Annotated in this window: 23 protein-coding genes; 18 read left to right on the plus strand and 5 right to left on the minus strand. The window is 70.8% G+C overall.

The genetic code is table 11. The features are described from left to right. Window positions 1-19: 19 nt before the first annotated feature. The 9 genes from E1202_RS26420 to E1202_RS26460 all read left to right on the plus strand — a co-directional run bounded on the left by E1202_RS26420 (window position 20) and on the right by E1202_RS26460 (window position 8,666). Window positions 20-1,762 (plus strand): sodium/solute symporter, encoded by a 1,743-nt coding sequence (locus E1202_RS26420; protein WP_132685908.1) that lies wholly within the window; start codon window positions 20-22, stop codon window positions 1,760-1,762. A 315-nt stretch (window positions 1,763-2,077) separates the two neighbouring features. Further along, window positions 2,078-2,428 carry a DUF485 domain-containing protein gene (locus tag E1202_RS26425; protein ID WP_132685910.1) on the plus strand — a complete coding sequence of 117 codons (351 nt, stop codon included), beginning with the start codon at window positions 2,078-2,080 and terminating at the stop codon, window positions 2,426-2,428. Between the two features lie 5 nt (window positions 2,429-2,433). Beyond that, a complete protein-coding gene (locus E1202_RS26430) occupies window positions 2,434-4,056 on the plus strand; it encodes a solute symporter family protein (RefSeq protein ID WP_132685938.1) in 1,623 nt (540 codons plus the stop codon). Between the two features lie 168 nt (window positions 4,057-4,224). Beyond that, a complete protein-coding gene (locus E1202_RS26435; RefSeq protein WP_235879026.1) occupies window positions 4,225-4,581 on the plus strand; it encodes a rhodanese-like domain-containing protein in 357 nt (118 codons plus the stop codon). Beyond that, window positions 4,578-5,489, plus strand: coding sequence for a DUF4328 domain-containing protein (locus tag E1202_RS26440; protein WP_235879027.1), 912 nt, complete (start codon window positions 4,578-4,580; stop codon window positions 5,487-5,489). Before E1202_RS26435 ends, E1202_RS26440 begins: the two co-directional genes overlap by 4 nt. A 51-nt stretch (window positions 5,490-5,540) precedes the next feature. Continuing rightward, the gene (locus E1202_RS26445; protein WP_132685913.1) at window positions 5,541-6,326 is read left to right on the plus strand and encodes a glycerophosphodiester phosphodiesterase; all 786 of its coding nucleotides are present in this window, start codon (window positions 5,541-5,543) and stop codon (window positions 6,324-6,326) included. Between the two features lie 24 nt (window positions 6,327-6,350). Then, entirely contained in the window at window positions 6,351-7,298 is a 948-nt protein-coding gene (locus E1202_RS26450) for a DUF5926 family protein (protein ID WP_132685915.1), read from the plus strand. Window positions 7,299-7,560: 262 nt separating this feature from the next. Continuing rightward, window positions 7,561-8,139, plus strand: coding sequence for a SigE family RNA polymerase sigma factor (locus tag E1202_RS26455; RefSeq protein ID WP_408007389.1), 579 nt, complete (start codon window positions 7,561-7,563; stop codon window positions 8,137-8,139). Then, the gene (locus E1202_RS26460; RefSeq protein WP_132685919.1) at window positions 8,139-8,666 is read left to right on the plus strand and encodes a hypothetical protein; all 528 of its coding nucleotides are present in this window, start codon (window positions 8,139-8,141) and stop codon (window positions 8,664-8,666) included. Before E1202_RS26455 ends, E1202_RS26460 begins: the two co-directional genes overlap by 1 nt. 27 nt (window positions 8,667-8,693) lie before the next feature. On the opposite strand, the gene E1202_RS26465 is transcribed toward E1202_RS26460, so the two are convergent. The 3 genes from E1202_RS26465 to E1202_RS26475 all read right to left on the minus strand — a co-directional run bounded on the left by E1202_RS26465 (window position 8,694) and on the right by E1202_RS26475 (window position 11,676). Then, complete coding sequence (locus tag E1202_RS26465; RefSeq protein ID WP_132685920.1) at window positions 8,694-9,254, minus strand: ferritin; 561 nt, start codon at window positions 9,252-9,254, stop codon at window positions 8,694-8,696. A gap of 272 nt (window positions 9,255-9,526) precedes the next feature. Beyond that, window positions 9,527-10,747 carry an arginine deiminase gene (locus E1202_RS26470; RefSeq protein ID WP_235879028.1) on the minus strand — a complete coding sequence of 407 codons (1,221 nt, stop codon included), beginning with the start codon at window positions 10,745-10,747 and terminating at the stop codon, window positions 9,527-9,529. Window positions 10,748-10,866: 119 nt separating this feature from the next. Continuing rightward, a complete protein-coding gene (locus tag E1202_RS26475) occupies window positions 10,867-11,676 on the minus strand; it encodes a CPBP family intramembrane glutamic endopeptidase (RefSeq protein ID WP_235879029.1) in 810 nt (269 codons plus the stop codon). 134 nt (window positions 11,677-11,810) lie between these two features. Between E1202_RS26475 and E1202_RS26480 the strand changes: the two genes are divergently transcribed. Further along, window positions 11,811-12,188, plus strand: coding sequence for a hypothetical protein (locus E1202_RS26480; protein ID WP_132685926.1), 378 nt, complete (start codon window positions 11,811-11,813; stop codon window positions 12,186-12,188). 85 nt (window positions 12,189-12,273) lie between these two features. Here the strand turns inward: E1202_RS26480 and E1202_RS26485 are convergent, their stop codons facing one another. Next, the gene (locus tag E1202_RS26485) at window positions 12,274-13,056 is read right to left on the minus strand and encodes a DUF2470 domain-containing protein (RefSeq protein WP_132685928.1); all 783 of its coding nucleotides are present in this window, start codon (window positions 13,054-13,056) and stop codon (window positions 12,274-12,276) included. Window positions 13,057-13,390: 334 nt separating this feature from the next. Between E1202_RS26485 and E1202_RS26490 the strand changes: the two genes are divergently transcribed. The 7 genes from E1202_RS26490 to E1202_RS26520 all read left to right on the plus strand — a co-directional run bounded on the left by E1202_RS26490 (window position 13,391) and on the right by E1202_RS26520 (window position 23,320). Further along, window positions 13,391-14,272, plus strand: a complete 882-nt coding sequence (locus E1202_RS26490) for a hypothetical protein (RefSeq protein ID WP_268952368.1) — start codon at window positions 13,391-13,393, stop codon at window positions 14,270-14,272. Further along, complete coding sequence (locus E1202_RS26495) at window positions 14,269-15,474, plus strand: fumarylacetoacetate hydrolase family protein (RefSeq protein WP_132685929.1); 1,206 nt, start codon at window positions 14,269-14,271, stop codon at window positions 15,472-15,474. Before E1202_RS26490 ends, E1202_RS26495 begins: the two co-directional genes overlap by 4 nt. Window positions 15,475-15,478: 4 nt before the next feature. Then, the gene (locus E1202_RS26500; RefSeq protein ID WP_132685931.1) at window positions 15,479-16,165 is read left to right on the plus strand and encodes an IclR family transcriptional regulator; all 687 of its coding nucleotides are present in this window, start codon (window positions 15,479-15,481) and stop codon (window positions 16,163-16,165) included. Window positions 16,166-16,338: 173 nt separating this feature from the next. Continuing rightward, a complete protein-coding gene (locus E1202_RS26505) occupies window positions 16,339-17,856 on the plus strand; it encodes a cytochrome ubiquinol oxidase subunit I (RefSeq protein WP_132685932.1) in 1,518 nt (505 codons plus the stop codon). A 9-nt stretch (window positions 17,857-17,865) separates the two neighbouring features. Continuing rightward, window positions 17,866-18,888, plus strand: coding sequence for a cytochrome d ubiquinol oxidase subunit II (gene cydB, locus E1202_RS26510; protein ID WP_132685934.1), 1,023 nt, complete (start codon window positions 17,866-17,868; stop codon window positions 18,886-18,888). Continuing rightward, window positions 18,885-22,115 (plus strand): thiol reductant ABC exporter subunit CydD, encoded by a 3,231-nt coding sequence (gene cydD / locus E1202_RS26515; RefSeq protein WP_235879030.1) that lies wholly within the window; start codon window positions 18,885-18,887, stop codon window positions 22,113-22,115. The genes cydB and cydD overlap by 4 nt, the downstream gene beginning before the upstream one ends. A 56-nt stretch (window positions 22,116-22,171) precedes the next feature. Beyond that, the gene (locus tag E1202_RS26520) at window positions 22,172-23,320 is read left to right on the plus strand and encodes a GAF domain-containing sensor histidine kinase (protein ID WP_132677643.1); all 1,149 of its coding nucleotides are present in this window, start codon (window positions 22,172-22,174) and stop codon (window positions 23,318-23,320) included. On the opposite strand, the gene E1202_RS26525 is transcribed toward E1202_RS26520, so the two are convergent. Then, window positions 23,317-23,712, minus strand: a complete 396-nt coding sequence (locus tag E1202_RS26525) for an Rv3235 family protein (protein ID WP_235879031.1) — start codon at window positions 23,710-23,712, stop codon at window positions 23,317-23,319. The genes E1202_RS26520 and E1202_RS26525 overlap by 4 nt on opposite strands. Before the next feature lie 111 nt (window positions 23,713-23,823). Here E1202_RS26525 and E1202_RS26530 point away from each other — a divergent pair, with 111 nt between their 5' ends. Next, the gene (locus E1202_RS26530) at window positions 23,824-24,207 is read left to right on the plus strand and encodes an HAD-IA family hydrolase (RefSeq protein WP_235879032.1); all 384 of its coding nucleotides are present in this window, start codon (window positions 23,824-23,826) and stop codon (window positions 24,205-24,207) included. Window positions 24,208-24,679 lie beyond the last annotated feature (472 nt).

The following is a 24,679-nucleotide window of genomic DNA, read 5'->3' on the forward strand; positions in this document are numbered from 1 at the left end:
CGCCAGGTGGGCGGGTGAGATGTTCTCGAATCTGTGGTCCTTGGGCGGCGTCGTACTGATCGTCGTCGCGACGCTGGGCATCGGCCTGTGGGGCTCGCGCTCGGCCCGGACCACCGATTTCTCCGCCGCTCGCAAGCCGGTTCGGGAAGAGCGCAACGCCGCGGCCATCTCCGGCGAGTACCTGTCGGCCGCGTCGTTCCTGGGCGTGGCGGGCCTGGTGCTCAAGGAGGGCGTCGACGCCCTCTGGTACCCGATCGGTTTCGCGGCCGGCTACCTGGCGCTGATGCTGTTCGTCGTGGCCCCGATGCGCCGCTCCGGCGCCTACACGATGCCGGACTTCGCCGAGGCGCGGCTGAACTCGTTGGACCTGCGCTCGTTGTCCACGGTGATCGTGGTGGTCATCGGCTGGCTGTACCTGGTGCCTCAGCTGCAGGCGGCCGGGATGACGCTGGGCGCCATCGTCGGGTTCGAGTACCACGCGGGGATCGTCGTGGTGGCGCTGATCGTGCACGTCAGCGTGGTCAGCGGCGCGCTGCGCGCGGTGACGCTGGTGCAGGCGTTCCAGTACTGGGTGAAGCTGTTCGCGATCACCCTGCCGGCGTTCGCGCTGCTGATGGTGTTCCTGGTCGGTGGGCAGCAGCAGGCGCTGGACGAGCCGCGCACGCCGTTCTTCCAGCGGGACACCACCGTTCGCGTCGAAACCGACGTGGTGCTCCAGGTGAGCGCACCGGTCTGGCTCACCGCTGCCGAGAAGTCGGGGCAGCCGGGCGCGATGTACCTGCAGCCGGGCGAGCACCCGGTGAGCGCGGGCAGCGAGCTGCGGTTCCCGGCCGGTGCGGCCGTTCCGGTGGTGACCGGGGCGGCGCCGGACAACGCGAGCTGGCTGCGACCCCAGCAGGACGGGCTGATCGGCCTGCTGGAGACCTACTCGGTGCTGATCGCGACGTTCCTGGGCACGATGGGCCTGCCGCACGTGCTGGCCCGCTTCTACGCCAACCCGTCGGGCGCGGGCGCGCGCCGGACCGCGCTCTACGTGCTGGGACTGCTCGGGGCGTTCTACCTGTTCCCGACGATCTTCGGGCTGCTGTCCCGGCTGTACGTGCCGCAGCTGCTGGTCACCGGCCAGACGGACGCGGCGGTGCTGCTGCTGCCGCACGCGATGCTGGGCAACTGGGTCGGCGGGCTGCTGGCCGCGATCACCGCGGCGGGCGCGTTCGCCGCGTTCCTGTCCACCTCGTCGGGCCTGGTCATGAGCCTGGCCGGGGTGCTGTCCGCGCGGGACGTGCTGTGGGGCCGGACGATGCGGTTCCGGTCGGCGGCGGTGCTGTCCTGCGCGGTTCCGGTGGTGCTGGCGCTGGCGGTGGACGACCACGACCTCGCGCGCAGCGTGGGACTGGCGTTCGCGATGGCCGCCTCGACGTTCTGCCCGGTCCTGGTGCTGGGCATCTGGTGGCGCGGGCTGACCGCGGCGGGCGCGGCGTGCGGCATGGTCACCGGTGGAACGCTGGTGCTGATCTCGGCGTCGGTCTCGCACTTCACCGGGCACACCGGCTGGTGGGCCGAGCTCGCGTCGCAGCCCGCGCTGTTCACGGTGCCGCTGGCGTTCGCGGTGACCTACCTGGTCAGCCTGGCGACCCGGGCCCGCGTGCCGGGCGGTGTCTCGCGTCTGATGCTGCGGCTGCACGCGCCGGACCGGCTGGGCTTCGTGGACAGCAGGCCGACCTCGGAACCGGTCTCCAAGCACGGCCGCCACGAGCGCTGAGGCGTGCGGGATCGATTGTTCGGCTGAGCGCTCGGCATGCGGCCAATCGTGTAGTTGACGTCGCAATTAATTACTTACCGTCGACAATTCAGTCGCGTCTCGGGCGATCAATACTCCGTACGAATGAAAAGCTTCTCCATCAGCGCAAATCGTTGCGTGCTGTTGAGGTGTCAACTTCACTCGATCGTTAGCACGCATACTCCCAACGGGCCTACCCAGCGTTGCGTCAGGTTCCGTAGCGTTCCGGCGTTGTGTGATTCAGGCTCATGCTTGGCGATAACGCGAGGCTGAGCCTTTCTTTGTGGAAGGAGAGCCGTGAGCGCCACGGACCAAAACGGGTCCGGGTCCGGTATTGACGCCGAAACCTGGGCCGCTGCGCAAAGCAGTCCCGAATTCGCCCAACTGCGCAAGCGACTGCGCAACTTCGTGTTCCCCGTATCGGCGTTGTTCCTGGTCTGGTACCTCGTGTACGTGTTGCTCGCCGACTACGCGCACGGCTTCATGAGCATCAAGCTGGTCGGCAACATCAACGTCGGACTTGTGCTCGGCCTGCTTCAGTTCGTGTCCACCTTCGTGATCACGACCTGGTACGTCCGCTACGCCAACAAGAACCTGGACCCGGTCGCCGAGAAGATCCGGGAAAACGTTGAGGGAGGCGGCAAGTGAGCTCGATGCAGGCGATTTCCGCCACCCAGCCCCTCGCGGCGGAAGCGGCGGGCGGCAACTCGCTGCTGAACATCGGAATCTTCGCGATCTTCGTGGCGGTCACGATGGTGATCGTGTTCCGGGCCAGCCGGAACACCAAGACCGCCTCGGACTACTACGCCGCCGGGCACGCGTTCAGCGGGCCGCAGAACGGAATCGCGATCTCCGGCGACTACCTGTCGGCGGCGTCGTTCCTCGGCATCGCGGGCGCCATCGCGGTCAACGGTTACGACGGGTTCCTGTACTCCATCGGCTTCCTGGTGGCCTGGCTGGTCGCCCTGCTGCTGGTGGCGGAGCTGCTGCGCAACACCGGTCGCTACACGATGGGTGACGTGCTCAGCTTCCGGATGCGGGAGCGCCCGGTGCGCACGGCGGCCTCGCTGTCCACGCTGGTGGTGAGCTTCTTCTACCTGCTGGCCCAGATGGCCGGTGCCGGTGGCCTGATCGCGCTGCTGCTGGGCATCACCGACAAGGGCGGGCAGGCCATCGTGATCGCCGTGGTCGGCGCGCTGATGATCCTCTACGTCCTGGTCGGCGGCATGCGCGGCACGACCTGGGTGCAGATCATCAAGGCGGCGCTGCTGATCGTCGGTGCCTTCGTGATGACGATCTGGGTCCTGGGCCTGTACGGCTTCAACCTCTCGGCGCTGCTCGGCCACGCGGCCGACGTCGCCGGCGACAAGGTGCTCAACCCGGGCGCGCAGTACGGCAAGACGGAGACCAGCAAGCTGGACTTCATCTCGCTGGGCATCGCCCTGGTGCTGGGCACCGCCGGTCTGCCGCACGTGCTGATGCGCTTCTACACCGTGCCGACCGCCAAGGAGGCGCGTCGTTCGGTGGTCTGGGCGATCTGGCTGATCGGCCTGTTCTACCTGTTCACGCTGGTCCTGGGTTACGGCGCCGGTGCGCTGGTGGGACCGGACGCGATCAAGGACGCGCCGGGCGGGGTGAACTCGGCGGCTCCGCTGCTGGCCTCCTACCTGGGCGGTCCGCTGCTGCTGGGCTTCATCTCCGCGGTCGCCTTCGCGACGATCCTGGCGGTGGTGGCCGGCCTGACGATCACGGCCTCGGCCTCGTTCGCGCACGACATCTACGCGAACGTGATCAAGAAGGGCAAGGTCGACGACAAGCAGCAGGAGGTCCGCGTCGCGCGGATCACCGCGGTGGTCATCGGCGTCGTGTCGATCCTGGGCGGCATCGCGGCCAACGGGCAGAACGTGGCCTTCCTGGTCGCGCTGGCCTTCGCCGTCGCCGCCTCGGCGAACCTGCCGACGCTGCTGTACTCGCTGTTCTGGAAGCGGTTCAACACCACCGGCGCGCTGTTCAGCATCTACGGCGGTCTGGCGATCACCATCGTGCTGATCATCTTCTCTCCGGCGGTCTCGGGTGGTGAGGAGGCGATGTTCCCGTCGATGGACTTCGCGCTGTTCCCGCTGAAGAACCCGGGCCTGGTGTCGATCCCGCTGTCGTTCCTGCTCGGTTACCTCGGAACGATCATGAGCAAGGACGAGAACGGCGGCGAGAAGTACGCCGAGATGGAGGTCCGCTCCCTCACGGGTGCGGGCGCGGAGAAGGCGGTCCAGCACTGACCCGATCCACCTCGTGACGAACGCGCCCCGGACCTGCCCAGGTCCGGGGCGCTTCGTTCGAGGCAGGGGCGGTTCGGCCGGGCGAGAGCGACATCGATCATGAACGGTTCGGACAAAACCGCCCGCACCCTCACACCGAAGAGACGCCCGGCGTGGCAGCATCGGGGCGTGACTACTCCACCTCCTGGACAGGTGCCCGGCGTCGAGCCGGCGGAACTGCCCGAGAAGCTGCCGCAGGGCAGCGTGCTGCTGGACGTCCGCGAGGACGACGAGTGGCAGGCCGGGCACGCCCCCGAGGCCGTGCACATCCCGATGAGCAAGCTCGTCGAGCGCCTCGACGACATCCCGGAGGCCGACCAGCTCTACGTGGTGTGCCGCTCGGGCGGCCGTTCGGCGAAGGTCACCGCGTACCTCAACGCCAACGGCTGGGACGCGGTCAACGTCGAGCGCGGCATGAACGGCTGGTCGGCCATCGGCCGCCCCCTGGTGTCCGATGAGCCCGACGGCGAGCCGTACGTGCTGTGACCCCTCCGCCCCAGCACGACCGGATGGAGTGGGTCGCCACTCCGCCCGGTGGTCCGCGCCGCGCCCGGCAGCGGCGACGGCCGCGCCCCTACACCGGCCCGCCGTCCTACCCGGCGCCTCCGCGCTGGGGTTTCCCGCTGCTGGCCTGGCGCTGGCCGCTGGCGCTGCCCACGAACAGCCGGGTCGACCAGGCCGAACGGGCCGGGACCACCGCCGCCACCGCGATCGCTGCCCTGTGGGTGACCGCGGGCGTCGCGGCGCTGGCGACCTTCGCCGAGGCGTGGCGCTACGCGTTGCTGCTGTTGAGCAGGGGTGAGGCGCTCTCGCGGACGGTGCTGGCGATCTCCGACGCGCTGGTCGGCACCACGGGCCTGATCCTGGTGCTGATGGGCGTGCTGACCGGCGTTTTCGTCGTGCTGTGGGGTCTGCGCGCGCGGGCCGCGGCGGCCGAGCGGATCGGCGTCCGCAGCGCCCGGCCGGACTGGCAGGTCGTGGCCGGCGTCCTGATCCCGGGCGCGAACCTGCTGATCCCGGGTGCGGCGGTGGCCGAGCTGGAGCACTCGCTGCTGGTCGCCGAGGGCGACCGGGAGAAGGCCGCGCGCCCCTGGCCGAGCCTGCGGGTCCGGTTCTGGTGGGCGCTGTGGGCGGCGACCGTGGTCGTCGGCCTGCTCACCTTCGGCTGGACCTTCCGCGACGGGGTCCAGGCCCTGGCCGACGGCGTCGTGCTGCACGCGGTCAACAACGCGCTGGTCACGGTGCTGGCGGTGGTCACCGCGCGGCTCATCGACCACTTCATGCGGTTGCTGCTGCCGCCGGACCCGGCCGAGCTGAGCAGGCAGCGGGTCCACGCGGTCCGCGCCGCTCCGCCACCGCCGCGTGCCGCGCGCCCGGACACGGCCCGCCGCTGAGGTGGGTCACAAGTGACGGCGGTGTTCGCATCCGGTCCGGATACTGGTGGTGTGGCGGAGATTCCTGAGGTCGTCGCGCACCGGGGCGCGTCGGCGCACCGCGCCGAGCACACCCGGTCCGCCTACGAGCTGGCGCTGGAGCAGGGCGCGGACGCCCTGGAGTGCGATGTCCGGGTCACCCGCGACGGTCATCTGGTCTGCGTGCACGACCGCCGCATCGACCGGACCTCCAGCGGACGCGGTGTGGTCAGCGCGCTGACCGTGGCCGCGATGGCGGAGGTCGACTTCGGCCGCTCCGCCGCCGAGTACGGCGTGCTCACCCTGGACGAACTGCTCGGCATGGTGCGCGCGAGCGGGCGCCCGACGCGGCTGTTCGTGGAGACCAAGCACCCGGTGCGCTACGGCGGTCTGGTCGAGCACAAGCTGGTCGCGCTGCTGGCCAGGCACGGGCTGGCCGCGCCGGACGACCCGCGTGATTCCCCGGTCTTCATGATGTCCTTCGCGCCCGCGGCGGTCCGCCGCTTCAAGGAGGCGGCACCCCGGGTGCCGACGGTGCTGCTGTTCTCGCGGTTCACCGGAACCCGCCGAGGCGGCGTGCTGCCGCCGTGGGCGGACCTGGCCGGACCGGACGTGCGGCTGCTGCGCGACGATCCGGGGTTCGTCGCTCGCGCCGCTGCGCTCGGCCGCGACACCTACTGCTGGACGGTCGACGCGCCCGCCGACATCGATCTGTGCCGGAGCGCGGGCGTGCGGTACCTCGCGACGAACTCGCCCGAGGGAACCCGGCTCCACCTGGCTGACCCCGATTCCGCCCGCTTCGGTAGCGTCACGGGGTAGTCACCGCCAGCGATTGGAACAGCCGTGTCGAAGCGAGCCGCGACCAAGCCAGCCCAGCCCGAAGGCGCCGTCGGTCCCCGCCAGCCCTGCCCGTGCGGGTCGGGCAAGCGCTACAAGGCGTGCCACGGCAAGGCCGGTGGCTCGGCGGACGTGATCGTGACCCGGCCGTTCGAGGGCCTGGCCGCCGAGTGCGAGCTGGTCGCGCTGCGCGAGTTCGTCCCGTCGGCGATCGCGAAGCTGCCGATGCGCGACGGCTCGGAGATCACCCTGGCGACGGTGCTGCCGATGGCGGCCGCCGCGCTGCACCGCAACGACGGCGTGCGCTTCGTGGGCCTGCAGGTGCAGACGCACTCCGGTGACATCAGCCGCGACCTGGCCCGCGCGATCGAGTGGGTCGAGGAGGCCGAGACCGGCCAGTCCCTGTCGGTCGTGGGCCCGGAAACCGCTGAGGCGGGCTCCGTTCCGACCCGGCTGCAGGACCTGATCGACCCGGACGCCGCCCTCGACGTCGAGCTGCACGCCGACTTCAGCTGGTGGCTGCCGGAGGACGTGGACCCGGCCGGCGAGGTCGCGCTGTCGCTGGAACGCGCCAACGCCGCGATCATGCCCACCGACCGCCTCAAGGGCGTGACCTCGGCCTACTGGGTCGACGCCGGTGAGAAGGCGCACCTGCGCTGGGTCCGCCCGGAGCCGGAGGAGCAGCTGCTGGCCGCGCTGGCCCGGCTGTCGGCCCGCGGCGAACTGGCCCTCGGTGAGGAGAGCCGCTACGCGGGCTCGTTCCGCGCGCACGGCCTGCTGGTCCCGGTCTGGGACCTCGACCGCGAACTCCACGCCCGCGAGTGGGACGAACCGGCCGTCGCCCTCGGCCGGCGCATCGACGAAGCCCTCGCCTCCCTCGAGAACGAGCCCCTGACCAGCACGGAACGGCGAGCACGAGACGGGCTCCGAGGACGCCAAGTCACCATCCGCTGACGTCGAGGTGGTTGTACTCGCCTTGCGTGGCGGTGCGGTGCGCCACTCCTGATGCATGCCATACACGGCGTCGCGGCGTGCTCGCCACGAAGCCGCTGGAGAACCCCCGGCGGTGCCGGTTGCTCAGGTGGTGAAGGAGAAAGCGCCTTCGCCGCTTGCCTGACGGTGCTCCGTTCGAGTGATCTCCATTCCCCACGGCAACGAAGTGGCGGCTCGTTGCGTATCCCTCCACAGTGGTACCCGGCGTCTAGGGGGTGGAGGGGTGACCGCGCACTCGCCTGCCGTGCCGGCCGCTGCCGAGGCGTCCGGAATACCTGTGGGGCAGGCGCGCCGGGGGGACATGGCTGCGACAGAAGACGATTTCGCCGAATTCGTCCGGGTGGCTCTGCCTGGGCTGATGCGCTACGGCCATGCGCTCACCGGAAATCCGCACGACGCCGCGGACCTGGTGCAGACGGTGCTGGAGAAGGTCGGCGCGCGCTGGAACAAGATCAGCCGCACCACCGACGACCCCACGGCCTACGTGCGCAAGGCGATGGCGAACGCGCACATCAGCCGCTGGCGCCGCACTCGTCGCGAAACCCTGCTCGCCGAATTCCCCGACGTCCCGGCCATCCCGCAGCAGGACCGCCTGGAGAACGAGCCGGTGTGGCAGGCGCTGCGCGATCTGCCGCCGAGGCAACGCGCGGTGGTCGTGCTGCGTTACTACGAAGGTCTTTCCGAACTGGAGATCGCCGAGACCCTCGGCGTCAGCTGCGGAACCGTGAAGAGCCAGGCGAGCAAGGCGCTCACCTCCTTGCGGAAGCGGCTCGGCGAGACCGTCGAGGGAGGTGACGTGTGATGGATCTGGACGACGAGCTGCAGCGCCTGCTGCGCGACGACCGGCTGGACGTTCCGGTCCGGACCGGCGCGGAGTGGTCGCTGGTCGCCGCCGCGCGTCGTCGCCGCCAGCGCAACGGGATGCTCGCCGCCACCGCAGCCGCGATCGGTTCGGCGCTGCTGGTGGGCGGGGGAGTCGCGTTGGTCAGCCACGAACCCGCCCCGCTGCAGCCCGCTCGGCCGCCGGTGGTCCAGCAGCCCGGCCCGCAGGTGCCGCCTCCGCTGCCGTCGAGCGGGTCCGTCGCGCCGCCGCACAGCGGGCACGTCCTGCCGCCGCCGTCGCAGCCGGACACCCGGTGGCCGCAGTCGAACCCGCAGGAGCCGGACCCCTCGGTCAGCGAGTCGTTCGACCCCTCGATCCTGCGCACCGCGCCTTCCGACACGGCTGACCCGGAGACCTCCCAGCAGCCGGACCCGGAGACCTCTCAGCAACCGGCGCCGTCGGAGCAGAGCCCGCCCAGCGAAATGCACATCACCCCGAGCGGCTGAGCCACTCGGGGTGATGGGGACGGGGCGTCAGAGCGCGCCGCCGGCGGTCTTGGGGGCCGTGGGGTCGGTGCCCTCGTCGCCCACCGATTCGCGGGCGAGGAAGTTCTCGACGTCGAAGAGGTTGCCCTTGGAGCGGTCCACGACGTTGAGCAGCGTGGACATCGACGCCACCTCCTCGACCTGCTCCTTGAGGAACCACTGCATGAACTGCTCGCCGAGGTAGTCGCCCTCGTCGCGGGCGGTCTTGGCCAGCGCCTCGATCTCCCGGGTGACCTCGCGCTCCTGCTCCAGGGCCAGCGCGATCAGCTCGCGGGTCTCGGAGAAGTCGTTGCGGACCTGCTCGATGGCCGGAATCTGCGGCTTGATGCTGTTGTCCATGAGGTACTGGACGATCATCATCGCGTGGTTCCGCTCTTCGAGCGCCTGCTTGTAGAAGTGCGACGCCAGCCGCGGCAGATCGTTGTCGTCGAACCAGACCGCGACCGCGATGTACTGCTGCGAGGCGGTGAACTCGTTCTTGACCTGTTCCTGCAGCAGGTGCTCGAACTTCGATTCCTTGTGCTGAATCTTCTTCGCGGTGACAGCCATGCCATCAATATAACCTTGAATTGGTCCAGTTACATTCCAGGCAAACCTAATTATGATATGGGTAGCCTTAGTTCTCGGGCGACCGAAGAAAGGCTAGCCTCAATTAATCAAGCCAAGCCATACCTTGCTGTTTGCGCAGGTGGGGGGCGCCTTTAGCAGGGAAGATGCGGGCAGTTGCGGATTCGGCGGCCGAGCGAACGCATACGCGCCCGTGAATCTTTCTACCGAAGATCTTCGACTTGTTCTCGATCACACCGGAAATATTCGCCCGATCAGGTGGCCGGGATTCCCGTGTCGCTCAGCTGTGCCCTGCTGATCGGACACGACATGCACCGCGGGCCACCCCGGCCGGAACCCAGTTCCGAACCGCTGATGCGCAGCACCTCGATGCCGGCCTCCTCCAGCCGCGCGTTCGTCTCGGCGTTGCGCTCGTAGGCCACCACCACGCCGGGAGCGACCGCGAGCGTGTTGTTGCCGTCCTCCCACTGCTCGCGCTCGGCGGTCACCGGGTCGAGCCCGGTGTCGATGACCCGCAGCCGGTCGATCCCCATCGCCTCCGCTGCCGCGTCCAGGAACGGTGCCGGGCCGGACACGTCCAGCTCGCCGTCCTTGGGGCGCAGCGCGTAGGCGCGCAGCGAGTGCTGGATCGCCGGGTACATCACCACGGCGTCCCGGTCGACCATCGTGCAGACGGTGTCCAGGTGCATCGACGCGCGCGTCTGCTCGATCGGCACCGCGAGCACCGTGTGCGCGAGGTCGTCGGCGAACATCGAGCGGGCCAGCGACTCGGCCCCCGCGGGGGTGGTGCGCTCGCCGACGCCGATCGCGACCACGCCGGGGGCCAGCAGCAGCACGTCGCCGCCCTCCACCGGCGCGGAGTGCGCGCCGTACGCGCGGGCCGCGTGCGAGAACCGCGGGTGGTAGGCGTAGATCAGGTCGGTGATCGCCGACTCGCGCCGCCGGGCCGGCATCGCCAGCGCCGCGATCGCCACCCGGTCGCCGATCCACACCGACGAGTCGCGGGTGAACAGCAGGTTGGGCAGCGGTTCGATGGCGAAGTCGTGCGGTCGGTGCATCCGCCGCACCAGCGAGTCGCCTTCGGCGCGGGGGAGTTCCTCGAAGGTCATGCCGCCGATGAGCACCTCGGCCAGCGTCGCGTCGGTGACGCCGGACAGGTGCGAGCGCAGCGCGTCCGCCACGTCGCCGCCGAGCCTGAGCTCGTCGACACCGGCGTGCACGGCCGCGGCTCGCGCGCGGGCGTCGGTCAGCGCCTCGGTGAGCAGGTCCCGCAGCAGCAGCACCTCGACGCCACGTCCGCGCAGCACCTCCGCGAAGGCGTCGTGCTCCTCCTGCGCCCGGTCGACCCAGGGGATCGCGTCGAACAGCAGCTGGTCGTTGTTGCGCGGCGTGAGGCGCTTGAGCTCGGAACCGGGCCGGTGCAGCACCACCGAGTTCAGCGGTCCGACTTCGCTCTGGACGTGCGGTCGAGTCACGTGACGAAGCCTAGCCCGGACGAACAGAACCGTCGCTGATCGCGTCCATTTTCGATGGAACATGAACTTTCGGTGCCGCTGAACCATCGATGTGTTGCGTCTGGTGCGTGATTCCAAGATCACGGGAGCCATCCGACGTGGCCGCGCAGCGCCGAGTAGCCGACGAACGCCACGACGTCGATCAGCGTGTGCCCGACGATGAGCGGGACCAGCCGGTTGGTGCGCTGCCAGATCCGCCCGTAGACCAGGCCCATCACGACGTTGCCCACGAACCCGCCGAAGCCCTGGTAGAGGTGGTAGCTGCCGCGCAGCACCGCCGCAAGCCACAGCGACCGGTTCTCGCTCCAGCCGAGTTGCCGCAACCGGGTCAGCACGTAGCCGACGACCAGCACCTCCTCGGCGAAGGCGTTGCCGAACGCGGCGAGCGCGAGAACCGGTGCCCGCCACCAGGCGTCGGTCAGCGTCGAGGGCTGCACGGTCAGGCTCAGGCCCAGCGCGTGCGCCAGCAGGTACAGCCCGAGGCCGGGAACTCCGATGAGCGCCGCGAGTCCGGCGCCGCGCAGCGCGTCCCCGCCGAGCCGGGTGCGGTCCAGGCCGATCCGCCACAGCGCCATGCCGCCGCGCCACAGCAGGAACGCGCCCAGCGCGCCCCACGCCACCAGGCGCAGCACGTTGACCAGTTGCGCCAGCATGTCGAGCAGTCCGAGATCGGCCTGCGGCTGGTTGATCGCGACCTGCTGCTGCGCCAGCGGAGTCGTCTGCATGAGCGCGTCCAGCAGCGAGATCAGGCTCTGCAAGCCCGACATCCCCAGCGTCACCGCGAACACCACGAGCAGTTCGATACCGATCGCCTTGCGCTCCGCCGGATCGGTGAACTCCTCGGGATCACCGGGGCGTGTAGGGCTCAGCCAGGCGCGCAGGGTGCTCACCGGACGAACCGTACCCGTCGGCGTGTTGTCGCCACCCGGATGCCGCGCCTCGTAGTGGAGGGCGAGATTTCGGTTGGAACCGCGGGAGGCCCGCATCCCGTCGTACGAGTGGTCGCCGACGCCGGAGGGTGGGCGTGGACGTTTACGTGTGGGGCACGCAGGAAGCCGAGCCCATGGCCGAGACATTGCCGGCCCTGGCCATGCGCGTGCTGCGGGAGGTCCGGGAGTTCGATTCGATCAACTGCGCGCTGGGCGCGACTGATTTCTTCGGGATCCGCGACGGTGTGCTGGTGGAGTTCCAGTACGCGGATCCGGGCGGCCTGCAGGTCCGCTTCTCCGACGGGCTCCGCGCAGGCGGGGCGTGGTCGGTGGCGCACGCGTTCCTGTGGCTGGTGACGCGCCAGACCCAGGTCGCCGAAGCCGTCCTCGTCGGCGGGGAGGACGGGTCGCTGCGGTTCCGCCACGGGCGGATCACCCGCGCGGCGACGTGGTTCTCCGACGAGCTCTCCTGAACGCGGGGCGGTTCTGGTCCGATCCGACCGTGATCGGAGTCCACTTCGTCCGGTCGGTTCGGACCAGGACCGCCCGCTGCCGAGCTCAGGAACCCTTGCGCTGCTGGGCGAGGAAGGGGCAGCCGACGAGGCGGCGCAGTTCGAAGCCGAGGCGCTCGGTGGTGTCGGCCGGGCTGGAGAAGCCCAGCCGGACGTCGTGATCACCGTCCGAGGACTCGACGCGCAGCCGCAGGCCGTAGCGGTCCAGGCCGAGCGGGCGGATGTGCCCGCCGCGCAGCTGTTCCGGCAGGTGCCGGGCCAGCAGGCCGACGACGTCGCGGTGCGAGAGCTCCAGGTGCCGCAGCCAGTCGTCCTCGAAGGTGCAGAACGGGTCCGGGGTCGCGGCCTGGAACTCGGTGGAGTCCACCGAATCCGTGCCCTCTGCGTCGGCCAGCACGATCGAGGCGGACTCCAGCCGCAGCACGCTCGCGCCGTGGCCGGCGTCCAGCAGCCGCGGGTCCGGGCGGTCGTCGACGATCGACAGCACCTCGTGGTGCGCCTCTCCGGGGTCCAGCACCCGCAGCCAGCCGGTCAGCCACAGCAGTCCGCGGACCGGTTCCCGCAGGCGCACCGGGGTCGGGTCGGCGACCTCGATGACGGCGGCGAGCTCACCCCGCGGCGCGTGCCAGCAGGCCGCGATCAGCGGGTGGTCGTCGGCGAGCAGCACGGTCGCGCTGCCGTCCGGGTGCACGTGGTGCAGCAAGGGGGCGACGCGAGCCGAGACCTCGCCGGACGGCAGCAGTGCCGCCTTCCCACCACGTTTGGCAATGCTCCTGGCTCGTTCCGCGACACTGGGTCTGGCCGGCTTGCGGATCGTCTTCTCGCCCACCTGCTCACCTCCTACTTAGGTAAGCCTAACTTAAGTTTGAGCGCGGCGAAAGCCCCCGGTCCGGTGAGCGGATCGCGGATCTCGCGGACTTCCGACGCGATGCAACGCCCTTACTACCAGGTGCGACGACGCGATGGGGAGCCGACCGGAGTAGTGAGCGGAGGGCCGTGCGGGTGGTATTTCGGACCGAACCACCCGGGTGGTGGGTGCGCTGACTACGCAGGGGTGCATGATGTCGGCCAAACTCGTCCCAGGGAGCCGCATATGACCCGGTCAGACGTCCGTTTTTCGGGCATCTTTGTTCACTGGCCGCAACGGCACTAGCGTGTCCACCGTGTCAAGCGCTGTTGAGCTTCGCGCGCCAGGTCCGCGCGGCATCCCACCCCTGTTCGCCCGACTGGTCGATGACGCCGCGCTGTTCCCACCCGGAAACCGCAACGAGGTGGCCACTCCGGTGCCGCAGGCGGTCGCCGAGCACCTGGACGCGCGGGCCGGTGAGTTCGCCGGTCTGCTCGGCCCGATGCTCTGCCAGGCGTCGCGGCTCGCCGAGCTGATCACCGAGCTGGCCAAGGCCAAGCCGTCCTCCCCGGTCCCGCTGTCGCTGGTGTGCGACACCGGCCTGGGCGGGGTCCCCAAGGCGCTGTCGATCATCGAAGGCCGCCAGGAGCTGCTGGCCCTGCGGATGGTGGAGATGCCCGCGCCGTCGGACGTCGACGACATCTGGCTGGAGCGGGTCTCGGAGTTCGTGCCCGAGGACATCACCCGCGTCGTCGAGCCGCGCCGCGGCGGCGAGGGCTGGCTGGACGGCGTTCGCCGCGTCGCCGAGCACGGGTGCTGGCCGAAGCTGCGCACCGGCGGTCAGACCGCCGAAGCCGTCCCCACCGTCGACGAGGTCGCCGACTTCCTCGCCGTCGCCGGATCGCTGGACGTGCCGTTCAAGGCCACCACCGGCCTGCACGCCGCCGTCCGGGGCGAGGATCCCGAAACCGGGTTCACCCATCACGGTTTCCTCAACCTGCTCGTCGCGACCGGGCGGTCCCTTTCCGGGAAGGATGTGCGGGCGGCGCTGGAAAGCACCGATGGTGCCGCGCTGGCCGAGGAGGCACGCTCGCTGTCCGACGACGCGGCCAACGCGGTGCGCGACGTCTTCGCCTCGTACGGCTCGTGCTCGCTGAAGGACCCCGTCGCCGAACTGGAAGGATTGGGGTTGCTTTGACCTGGATCGAGGACGCGGAGTTCACCCCGGACAAGCCGTTCGGCCCGCAGACCCTCCCCTACGGGGTGCTGGTCACGGGCAACGGCCCGGTGGTCGCCGTGCGCGTCGGGCGGCACGCCCTTCCACTGCGCGGCATCGCGGGTGAACTCGGTCCTCGGCTGGCGGAGCTGATCTCCGGCGACTCCCTCGACCCGCTGCTCGCGGCGGGCCGCGACGCCTGGCGCGAGCTGCGGGAACGACTCACCGGCATCGTGACCGCCGACCGCGCGCCCTCCGGCGCGGAGCTGGTGCGCACCGACTGGCACACGCTGTCGATGCCGTTCACCGTCGGCGACTACGTCGACTTCTTCGCCTCCCGGCACCACGCCGAGAACACCGGCCGCATCCTGGCGCGCGGTTCGGCGCCGCTGCCGGAGAACTGGACGCACCTGCCGGTCGGCTACCACGGTCGTTCCGGGACGGTCCACGTCTCGGGCACCGACGTCCACCGCCCCAGCGGCCAGCGCAAGGCCGCCGGTGACGCGCACCCGGCGTTCGGCCCGACCCGGCGACTGGACTTCGAGGCCGAGGTCGGGTTCGTCTGCGGCGGTGAGGCCGCCGCGCAGATCCCCACCTCGGAGTTCGCCGATCACGTCTTCGGCGTCGCGCTGGTCAACGACTGGTCGGCGCGCGACGTCCAGGCGTGGGAGTCCAAGCCGCTCGGCCCGTTCCTGGCCAAGTCCTTCGCGACCTCCATCGCCGGCTGGATCACGCCGCTGGAGGCTCTCGACGAGGCCAGGATCGCCGTCCCGCCGCCGGAGCAGCCGCTGCAGCAGTACCTCGTGGAGCACGAGCCGTGGGGTCTCGACCTGCGGCTGGAGGTGCGCTGCAACGAGACGTTGCTGTCGCAGCCGAGGTTCGCCGACATGTACTGGTCGCCCGCCCAGCAGCTGGCGCACATGACCGTCGGCGGGGCACCGGCCCGGCCGGGCGACCTGTTCGCCTCCGGCACCGTGTCCGGGCCCGAACGGGACCAGCGCGGGTGCCTGCTGGAGCTGACCTGGGGCGGATCGGACCCGATCACGCTCTCCGACGGCGAGCAGCGGACCTTCCTCCAGGACGGCGACCGGGTGACACTGAGTGGCAGCGCGCCGGGCCCCGGCGGTTCGGTCGTCGGGCTCGGCGAGGTGACCGGCACGGTGCTCGCGGCGGCTCGGAGGTGACGCGATGGCCATACCGGATCCGGCGCACGCCGCCCCGCGCCTGCAACCCGAGGTGCCCGCGGGCACCAAGGAGAGCTCGCTGACGCTCGAGCGGGGGCTGAGCCTGCTGCAGGCGGTGGCCGACGCGGAGAGCGAAGCGCCCACGATCAGCGACCTGGCCGCCCGCATCGGCGTGAGCCGCGCCGCGGTGTACCGGCTGCTCGGACCGCTGCACAGCCGCGGGCTGGTGCGTCGCGAAGGATCTCGGGTCCGGCTGGGCCTGGGCGTGCTGTGGCTGGCGGGACGGGTACTGCCGCAGCTGCGGGTCGCCTGCACGCCCGCGCTGCGCGGGCTGGCGGAGAAGGTGGGCGCCACCGCGCACCTGACCGTCGCCGACGGCAGTGAGGCGCAGGCGGTGGCGGTCGTGGAACCGTCCTGGACCAGCTACCACGTGTCCTACCGGGTGGGCACGCGTCATCCCGTCCAGCGCGGTGCCGCCGGGCAGGCGGTGGACCTGCCGGTGGGGTCTCCGCGGTGGATCTCCAGCAGCGGTGACCTGCAGCAGGGCGCGTTCGGCGTGGCCGCGCCGGTGCGCGGGGTCCCGGGGCTGCGCGCCAGCGTCGGGGTCGTGGCGCTGCAGCCGATCGCGGCCGACGAGATCGGACCGATGGTCGTCGAGACGGCCGAGTGCGTGGCGGAAGCCCTGCGGTGACGGTCCGCGTCGCGCAGCCCACCTGATCGTTTGGGTAGGTCGTTCCGGGCGGGTGGACGAGGTCGCGCTGCGTGGAGGGGGACCTTGGTCCCGCTGAGACCAGGACGCTCGACCGGTCGATTTGGGGGCCCTTGCCTCTGCGCGCGCAGGCGCGCTGACGGCAGTGTGGTGTTGTGGATCTGCTCGACATCGCGCGCTGGCAGTTCGGGATCACGACCGTCTACCACTTCCTGATGGTGCCGCTGACCATCGGACTGGCGATCTTGGTCGCCGGAATGCAGACGGCCTGGTACCGGACCGGGAACCGCCGATACCTGAAGATGACCAAGTTCTGGGGCAAGTTGATGCTCATCAACTTCGCCATGGGCGTGGTCACCGGCATCGTGCAGGAGTTCCAGTTCGGCATGGCCTGGAGCGCCTACTCCCGCTTCGTCGGTGACGTCTTCGGCGCGCCGCTGGCGATGGAGGGCCTGCTCGCGTTCTTCGTCGAGTCGACCTTCCTCGGGCTCTGGATCTTCGGCTGGGACCGGCTGTCCAAGGGCGTGCACCTGGCGTGCGCCTGGGCGTTCTCGCTGGCCACCGTGCTGTCGGCGTACTTCATCCTGGCCGCCAACTCGTGGATGCAGCACCCGGTCGGCGTGCGCATGGTCGAGGGCAAGCCGGAGTTGATCTCGATCTGGGCGGTGCTGACCAACTCGACGGTGCTCGCCGCGTTCCCGCACACGATCTTCGGCTGCTTCGCCGTCGCGGGCGGATTCCTCATCGGCATCGCGGCCTGGCAGATCGTCCGGCAGCGCAAGCAAGCCGACAAGACCGGGGAACCCGTCGACGAGGAGGACCGGCGGACCTGGCACGGGTCGATGCGGCTCGGCGCCTGGGTGGCCGTCGTCGCCTTCACCGGCCTGGCCATCAGCGGCGACGTCCAGGGCAAGCTGATGTTCGACCAGCAGCCGATGAAGATGGCCTCGGCGGAAGCGCTGTGCCACAGCGAAGCCCCGGCCAGCTTCTCGATCTTCGCGATCGGCGACGTCAGGAGCCCCAACTGCGAGGACGTCAAGAGCCTGACCGTGCCCTACATCCTGTCCTACCTCGCCGAAGGTGACTTCACCAGCGAGGTCGACGGGGTCAACGAGCTGATCCCCAGGTACCAGGCCGAGTACGGCACGCACTACCCGAACGACCCGAGGCTGGGGCAGTTCGCCGGCCAGCCGATCGACTACCAGCCGCTGCTGCCGGTGACCTACTGGGGATTCCGGTTCATGATCGGCTTCGGCGGGCTGGCCGCGCTCGGCGGCCTGGTCGTGCTGTGGCTGACCCGCAAGCAGCGCTTCCCCCAGGGCAAGCTGTGGGCGCCGCTGGCGCTGCTGGGCATCGGAGCACCGTTCGTCGGCAACATCTCGGGCTGGGTGTTCACCGAGATGGGACGCCAGCCGTTCGTGGTCGCGCCCAACCCGAACCCGTCCGGTGTGGACGGAGTCTTCATGTACACCGCTTCGGCCGTGTCCTCCGGCGTCACTCCCGGCGAGATGCTGACCTCGGTGATCAGCCTGACCGCGCTGTACGGGGTGCTGCTGGTCGTGGAGGTCTTCCTGATGATCCGCTTCGCCCGAGGAGGCTTCGCGGCCGTGATGCCACCGGAGAAGGAACCGGGCGAGTCCGACTCCGACGAAGCCCTGTCCTTCGCGTACTGAGAGGCCGAGATGGATCTGCCCACCTTCTGGTTCCTCGTGATCGCCCTGCTGTGGCTGGGATACCTGTTCCTCGAGGGCTTCGACTTCGGCGTCGGCATGCTGCTGCCGATCTTCGGCCCCCGGCGCAGCGAGCACGGCAACACCCGCCGCAGAGTCATGATCAACACCATCGGCCCGGTCTGGGACGGCAACGAGGTCTGGCTGATCGTGGCCGGTGGCGCCACCTTCGCCGCCTTCCCCGGGTGGTACGCCTCGCTGTTCTCCACCGCCTACCTGCCGCTGCTGTTGCTGCTGCTCGCGCTCATCGGCCGCGGGGTCGCCTTCGAGTACCGCGGCAAGGTCGACACCGATCGCTGGCGCCGCACCTGGGACACCGTGATCGTGCTGGCGTCCTGGATCGCACCGGCGATGGTCGGACTGGTCCTGTCGGCCAACGTCTTCGGCCTGCCGCTGGATGCCAACGGTGACCGGGTCGGCGGCTGGTGGACGATCTTCACCCTGCCCAGCGTCGTCGGGGCGATCGCCGTGGTCACCTTCTCGATGCTGCACGGCGCGGTGTTCCTGGCGCTGAAGACCGAGGGCGAGATCCGGCTGCGCGCCCGGCGGTTCGCGCTGCGCGCGGGCGTGCCGCTGCTGCTGCCGGTGGTCGCGCTGGTGCTGCTCGCCCAGTTCCGCGGGGGCTCGGCCTGGACCTGGGTCCCGCTGGTCATCGCGCTGGTCGCCGGACTGCTCGGGGTCGCCAGGGTCGCCGCCGATCGCGAGGGGCAGGCCTTCTTCCTGCAGGCCGTCGCGCTGACCGGCGTCGTGGTGACCCTGTTCGGATCGCTGTGGCCGAACGTCATCCCGTCCACCGTGGACCCGGCGTTCTCGCTGTCGATCGAGGACACCGCCGCCAGCGACTACCCGCTGATGATCATGACGTGGGTCGCCGCGTTCGGAACCCCGGCCGTGATGATCTACCAGGGCTGGACCTACTGGGTGTTCCGCAAGCGCATCGGCACCAAGCACATCCCGCCGGTGCACGCGCCGTGACCGGGCCGCTCGGCGCGCTGCCCCGGCTGTCCGGGGCGACCCGGCGCGCCCTGGTCGTCGCGGGCCTGCTCGCCGCGGGCAACGCGATCGCGCTCATCGCGCAGGCGTGGGCGATCGGCAGCGCGCTCGCCGACGTCGTCGTGCGCGGCGTGCCCGCAGCCGAGATCGGCGACCGGCTGGTGGTCCTGGCCGTCGCCGTGATCGCCCGCGCCGCGCTGAGCTGGGCGACCGAATCGGTGTCCGCCCGCGCCGCCGCCGGGGCCAAGGAGGAGCTGCGCGCCCTGCTGCTGGACTCCGCCCTGCGGCGCGGTCCCGAGTGGATCGGCAGGCGCGGTCCCGCCGAGCTGACCGCGCTGGCCACCCGCGGTCTCGATGCGCTCGACGCCTACTTCACCAAGTACTTGCCCGCGCTGGTCACCGCCGCGATCGTGCCGCCGCTGGTCGGCGCCTGGATCCTCTGGTCGGACTGGGTGTCGGCGCTGGTCGTGGTCCTGACCGTGCCGCTCATCCCGCTGTTCGCCTGGCTCGTCGGCCGCTTCACCGAGCAGCGCATCGCCCGCGCGACCGATTCCGAGCACCGGCTGTCCGCGCGCCTGCTGGAACTGATCCGCGCGCTGCCGGTGCTCACCGCCTTCGGCCGCGCGCGGGCGCAGCGCGAGGTCGTGCGCCGGGTCAGCGAGGAGCACCGCCGCAGCACCGTCGCCACGCTGCGGATCGCGTTCCTGTCCGCGCTGGTGCTGGAGCTGTTCTCGTCGCTGTCGGTGGCGATGGTCGCCGTCGGCATCGGACTGCGGCTCGTCGCCGGCGACCTCGACCTGACGACCGGGCTGTTGGTGCTGGTCCTGGCCCCGGAGTGCTACCTGCCGCTGCGCGCGGTCGGTGCCGCGCACCACGCCAGCGAGGACGGTGTGGAGGCCGTCCGGCGGGTGGACGAGATCGTGTCCGCTCCCGAGGAGACCGGCTTCGCGATCACCGGCTCCCCGGACGACGACCCCGGCGTGCTGCGGGTGTCCGGACTGCGCGTGCGACGCCGCGACGCCTTCGTGCCGGACGGGCTGAGCTTCACCGCGCGCCCCGGATCCGTCGTGCGACTCGCCTTCGGCGACGTCGGCCCCAGCGGCAGCGGGAAGTCCACCGCCCTGTCGGTGCTCCTCGGCTTCACCCGCCCCGACTCCGGCACGGTGACCTGCGGCGGAGCCACGCCCGACGTCGCGGAGTGGCGTCGGCGGGTCGCCTGGGTCCCGCAGCACCCGACCTTCACCGGGGGAACCGTCCGCGACGAGCTGCTGGTGGCCACCGCCGATCAGCCGGACCTGGCGGAGCACGTCGACGAGGCGCTGGCCGAGGCGTCGGCCGGCCACCTGCGGGATCGGCGCATCGACGAGCTGTCGGCCGGCGAGCGGCAGCGCGTCGCCGTCGCCCGCGCGCTGCTGCGGCTGCGCGGCTCGGCGACGTTCCTGCTGCTCGACGAACCGACCGCGCACCTGGACGCGGCCAGCGCGCGGCACGTCGACGCGGCGATCGAACGCGCCGCGGCATCGGGCGCGACCGTCGTCCTGGCCAGCCACCGCCCGACCGGTGAAGGCGCCGAGGTCGAGATCTCCGCTCCGGCCGTCGAAGCGCAGGCCGAGGAAGCGGCGACCGGCCGTGGACGGCTGCGCGACCTGATCAGCCCCCGGATGCTGGCCGGCGCGGGGCTCGGTGCGCTGTCGCTGCTGTCCGGACTCGCGCTCACCGCCGTGTCCGCATGGCTGATCGCTCGCGCCTCCCAGCAACCTCCGATCCTGACGCTGTCCGTCGCGGTCGTCGGTGTCCGGACCTTCGCGCTCTCGCGCGCCGCGCTGCGCTACGTCGAACGACTCGTGACCCATGACGCCGCCTTCCGGACCGCCGGTGACCTGCGGGTACGCCTGTGGTCCGGGCTGGTCCGCCTCGGACCGGTCCGCACCGCCGGACTCCGCCGCGGCGAGGGTGTGGCGCGGCTCGTCGACGACGTCGACAAGGTCCGCGACCTGATCCCGCGCGTCCTGCTGCCACCCCTGATCGCGTTCGCGGTGCTCGTCGCCGCTGTCGTCGTGCAGGCGCTGGTGCTGCCTGAAGCCGGTCTCGTGCTCGCCGCCGCGCTGGCCGTGGCGAGCGTGGCCACCCCCGCCGCAGCGGTGATCGCCGAACGCCGCGCCAGCGACGCGGTCGCCGAAGGCCGTCGCGTCGTGGCCGCACGGGTGCTGGCGCTGCTCGACGGGGCCGCCGAGCTGCTCGCCTTCGGCGCGCACACCGGCCGCCGAGCCGAACTCGCCGCCGCGGACACGCGGTTGGCCGCACGCGCGCGCCGCGCCGCGTTCGGAACCGGTGCCGCCACCGCCGTGCACACGCTGCTGATCGGCGCCGCGGTGCTCGGCAGCGCCCACCTCGCGGCCGTCGCGGTCGCCGAAGGACGCCTGGCCCCCGAACTCGCCCCGCTGCTCGGGCTCGTCCCGCTGGCTGCGGCCGAAGCCATCGCGCTGCTGCCGCCCGCCGCCCAGCAGTGGCGGTCGATGCGCATCGCCCACGACCGGATCGCACCGCTCCTCACCGCCGAGGACGCGCAGGCGCCGCCGGCGCGCACCGGCGGCGAGATCGAGCTGGTCGACGCCGACATCTCCTGGCCCGACGGCGAACCGGTGCTCACCGGGGTCGACCTCGACGTGCCCGCGGGATCGCACGTGGCCGTCGTCGGACCGTCCGGTGCGGGCAAGTCGACCCTGCTCGCGCTGCTGCTCGGCTTCCTGCCCGCCTCGCGCGGCCTGGCCCGGGTGCCCGAGCGCGTCGCCTGGTGCCCGCAGGACCCGCAGCTGGTGACCACCACCATCCGCGAGAACCTGCGGCTCGCCGCCCCACGTGCGTCCGACGCCGAACTCGCCGAAGCGCTCGCCGCCGCCGCGCTGACCGGTTGGGACCTGGACACACCGGTCGGCACCGGCGGAACCGAGCTCTCCGGCGGTGAAGCCCAGCGACTCGCGCTGGCCCGCGCCCTGCTCGCCGACGCCGACCTGGTGCTGCTCGACGAACCCACCGCGCACCTCGACGCCGAGACGGCCGACGCGCTGCTGACCCGGCTGCGCACCGACCTGCGGGGCCGGACCGTCGTGCACGTGACGCACCGGATCACCGAGACGGCGGGCGCCGACCTCGTTCTGCGGGTCGACGGCGGGACCGTCTCAGCCGTGACCACGGCGGATGTGTCATGAACCGCAGTCGCGACTCCCTTCATCGCGTGCACGGGCGCTATAGCCTCGAAAGCGTCATGGATTCCACTCTCGCCAGACGGATGCTCACCGCGTCCACCGAGATCACCAGAGTGGCGCTGTCCGCGGAAGACCCCGAGACCGTGCTGCCGCTGGTGGTCCGCCGCGCTGCGGAACTCGCCGAAGCGGACCTCGGCGTGGTGACCGTCCGCTCCGACGACGGCAGGCTCACCGTCGAAGCCGCCTACGGCGCGCCGAGCGCGACCGGTCCGCTCGCCGACCCCGTCGGCACCGTGCTGTCCTCCCGTTCCGCGGCCGCCCGCGTCGCGCGCAGCGGCGTTCCCGTGGTCGTCGACGACCTGATCGACGACCCGCTGACCGCGCCGTACGTGCCCGCGTCGCTGCGGGTCTACGGCCCGTTCGCCGTCGCTCCCTTCGGCACCCGGGAACGACGTCTCGGCGCGCTCGCCGTCTACCGGCGGCGCGGCGCCTCGACCTTCAACCGCGTCGCCGTCGACGTGCTCACCTCCTTCGCCGCGCAGGCCGGGCTCGCGCTCGTGCTCGCCGAAGGCTCCACCGCCCGCCAGCGGATCGCCGTCTACCAGGAGCGCGAACGCATCGCCCGCGACCTGCACGACGTGATCGTGCAGCGCCTCTACGCCGCCGGCGTGCAGCTGGACGTGCTGCAACGACGGGTCGCGGGCAGCCTCGACACCGCCGACGCCGACCGGCTGGCCGAGACCGTCGAGCAGATCGACCAGGCCATCGCCGAAGTCCGGGCCACGGCCCGCACGCTGCGCTCGGCCGACCCGGAGACGCCCACCCAGGCACCCGCGCTCGACGACTCGATCCGCTCCGAGGTGCAGATCGCCGGCGAGCTCCTCGGACGGCCGCCGAAGCTGGAGATCGACGGCGACCTCACCGACGTCCCGGTCCCGGTGGCCGATCACGCACGCGCCGCGCTGCGCGAGGCGCTGTCGAACGTCGTCCGCCACTCCGGTGCCCGCACCGTCCTGGTCCGGGTCCGCCGGTCCGAGCCCGGACTGCGCTTGCAGGTCGTCGACGACGGCTGCGGCATCCCGCGCGACGTGAGCAAGCGCGGACTCCGCAACCTCGAAGAACGCGCCGCCGCCGCCGGCGGCCGCTGCACCCTCACCTCCTCGCCGGACAGCGGTACGACGGTCACCTGGGAAGTCCCGCTCTCCTAGATCGCGGTCCGCTCGATCGGGGACAGCCGGGTGCACACCCAGCGCTCCGCCCGTCGTTCGAGCCGCAGCGCCAGCGCGTGGACCCGGTGCGCGCCCACTACCAGGCACGCCTCCACCGCCGAGTCGCCGATCGCGCAGGCGTGCACCGAGCGCAGTCGGTACTCCGGCTGGTGCGCTCCCCGCAGCCGCAGGCCGAGGAGGTTGCCGAACACCGTGGCGGTCAGGTGGTCGCGCACGCTCCTCGCACCCGAGCGCCCGGCCAGCACGTCGAAGACCTGCCTGCCGATCACCGAGGCCACCGATACCGCCGTGCGCTGAGCGGCGTCGGGGACGGTCGGCAGCGGTGGATCGGTGCGGGGCACAAGAGCGGTTCTGGTCCGGACTGCGGTCATGGTTCCTCCCACGTCGTTGATGTCGCCTTCGACGTGGAAGAGGCGTAAGACCTTCTGTTTCGGTCACTTTTCAGCCAGTACCACTCGATCGTGTGGCCTACGGTGCTTCACGTGGATCTGCGAGGACTGCTGCTCGACTACGCCGGGGTGCTCGACGAACCGGGGATGGACGCCGTCGCGAGAGCGGTGCGCGGCGCCGGGGTGCGCACCGCCGTCGTCTCCAACGCCGACCGGCTCGCGGATCCGGCATCGCCGGACGCATTCGACGCGGTCGTCCTCTCCGGAGTCGTCGGATTCGCCAAACCCGATGCCGGGATCTACCGGCTCGCGGCGCACCGCCTCGGACTCGAACCGGGGGAGTGCGTGTTCGTCGACGACCTCCGCCGCAATGTCGATGGCGCGGTGGCTGCGGGAATGGTCGGGATCCACCACTCCGACGTCGAATCCACGGTCATGGAGCTCCAGGCCCTCTTCGACCTCGAACTTGGCCTCTGACCTGGGGTTTCACCCTTGAAGGGGGGGTGGTGTTCACGGGGTTTTTCGGGGTGCGTAAAGTATTCCAAGTCAGAGCGACACGGGCCGGGAAAAACCGGGCCGGGCCTGACGGGGCCCCGAGAACCTCGCTTAAACCTTAGGGTGTTAGTGTGGTGGGGCCCGAGAAAAACGGGTAAGATCTTTTGATAATGTGAATACCGATTGAGCGGTTGTTTCGCTTGAGTTGCCGGGTGCGGGACTTGCTTGCAGGTCACGGAATGGCGACGGACGAGAATGAGGCCCCCCGGTTTGACCGAGGAAATCAGGATGGTCTAGAGTGGGAAACACCGCGAGAGCGGGAATCACCGAGGAAATGACTCCCCGGAGTTCATGGCCCTGAATGGGGTTGTGGCGATGGTGTGGGTGTGTTCTTTGAGAACTCAACAGTGGACTGTTTTGGTTAGTGTTCTTTTATGCCCCTGACCAGTGATGC

The sequence above is a fragment of the Saccharopolyspora karakumensis genome (assembly GCF_004349225.1).
Lineage (GTDB): Bacteria > Actinomycetota > Actinomycetes > Mycobacteriales > Pseudonocardiaceae > Saccharopolyspora > Saccharopolyspora endophytica.

Coding starts and splice junctions, on each gene's coding strand:
- E1202_RS26525 (WP_235879031.1), bottom strand. CDS start 23,712: ATGACCGCAGTCCGGACCAGAACCGCTCTTGTGCCCCGCACCGATCCA.
- E1202_RS26465 (WP_132685920.1), bottom strand. CDS start 9,254: ATGGCTGTCACCGCGAAGAAGATTCAGCACAAGGAATCGAAGTTCGAG.
- E1202_RS26500 (WP_132685931.1), top strand. CDS start 15,479: ATGGCCATACCGGATCCGGCGCACGCCGCCCCGCGCCTGCAACCCGAG.
- E1202_RS26460 (WP_132685919.1), top strand. CDS start 8,139: ATGGATCTGGACGACGAGCTGCAGCGCCTGCTGCGCGACGACCGGCTG.
- E1202_RS26430 (WP_132685938.1), top strand. CDS start 2,434: ATGCAGGCGATTTCCGCCACCCAGCCCCTCGCGGCGGAAGCGGCGGGC.
- cydB (WP_132685934.1), top strand. CDS start 17,866: ATGGATCTGCCCACCTTCTGGTTCCTCGTGATCGCCCTGCTGTGGCTG.
- E1202_RS26520 (WP_132677643.1), top strand. CDS start 22,172: ATGGATTCCACTCTCGCCAGACGGATGCTCACCGCGTCCACCGAGATC.
- E1202_RS26420 (WP_132685908.1), top strand. CDS start 20: ATGTTCTCGAATCTGTGGTCCTTGGGCGGCGTCGTACTGATCGTCGTC.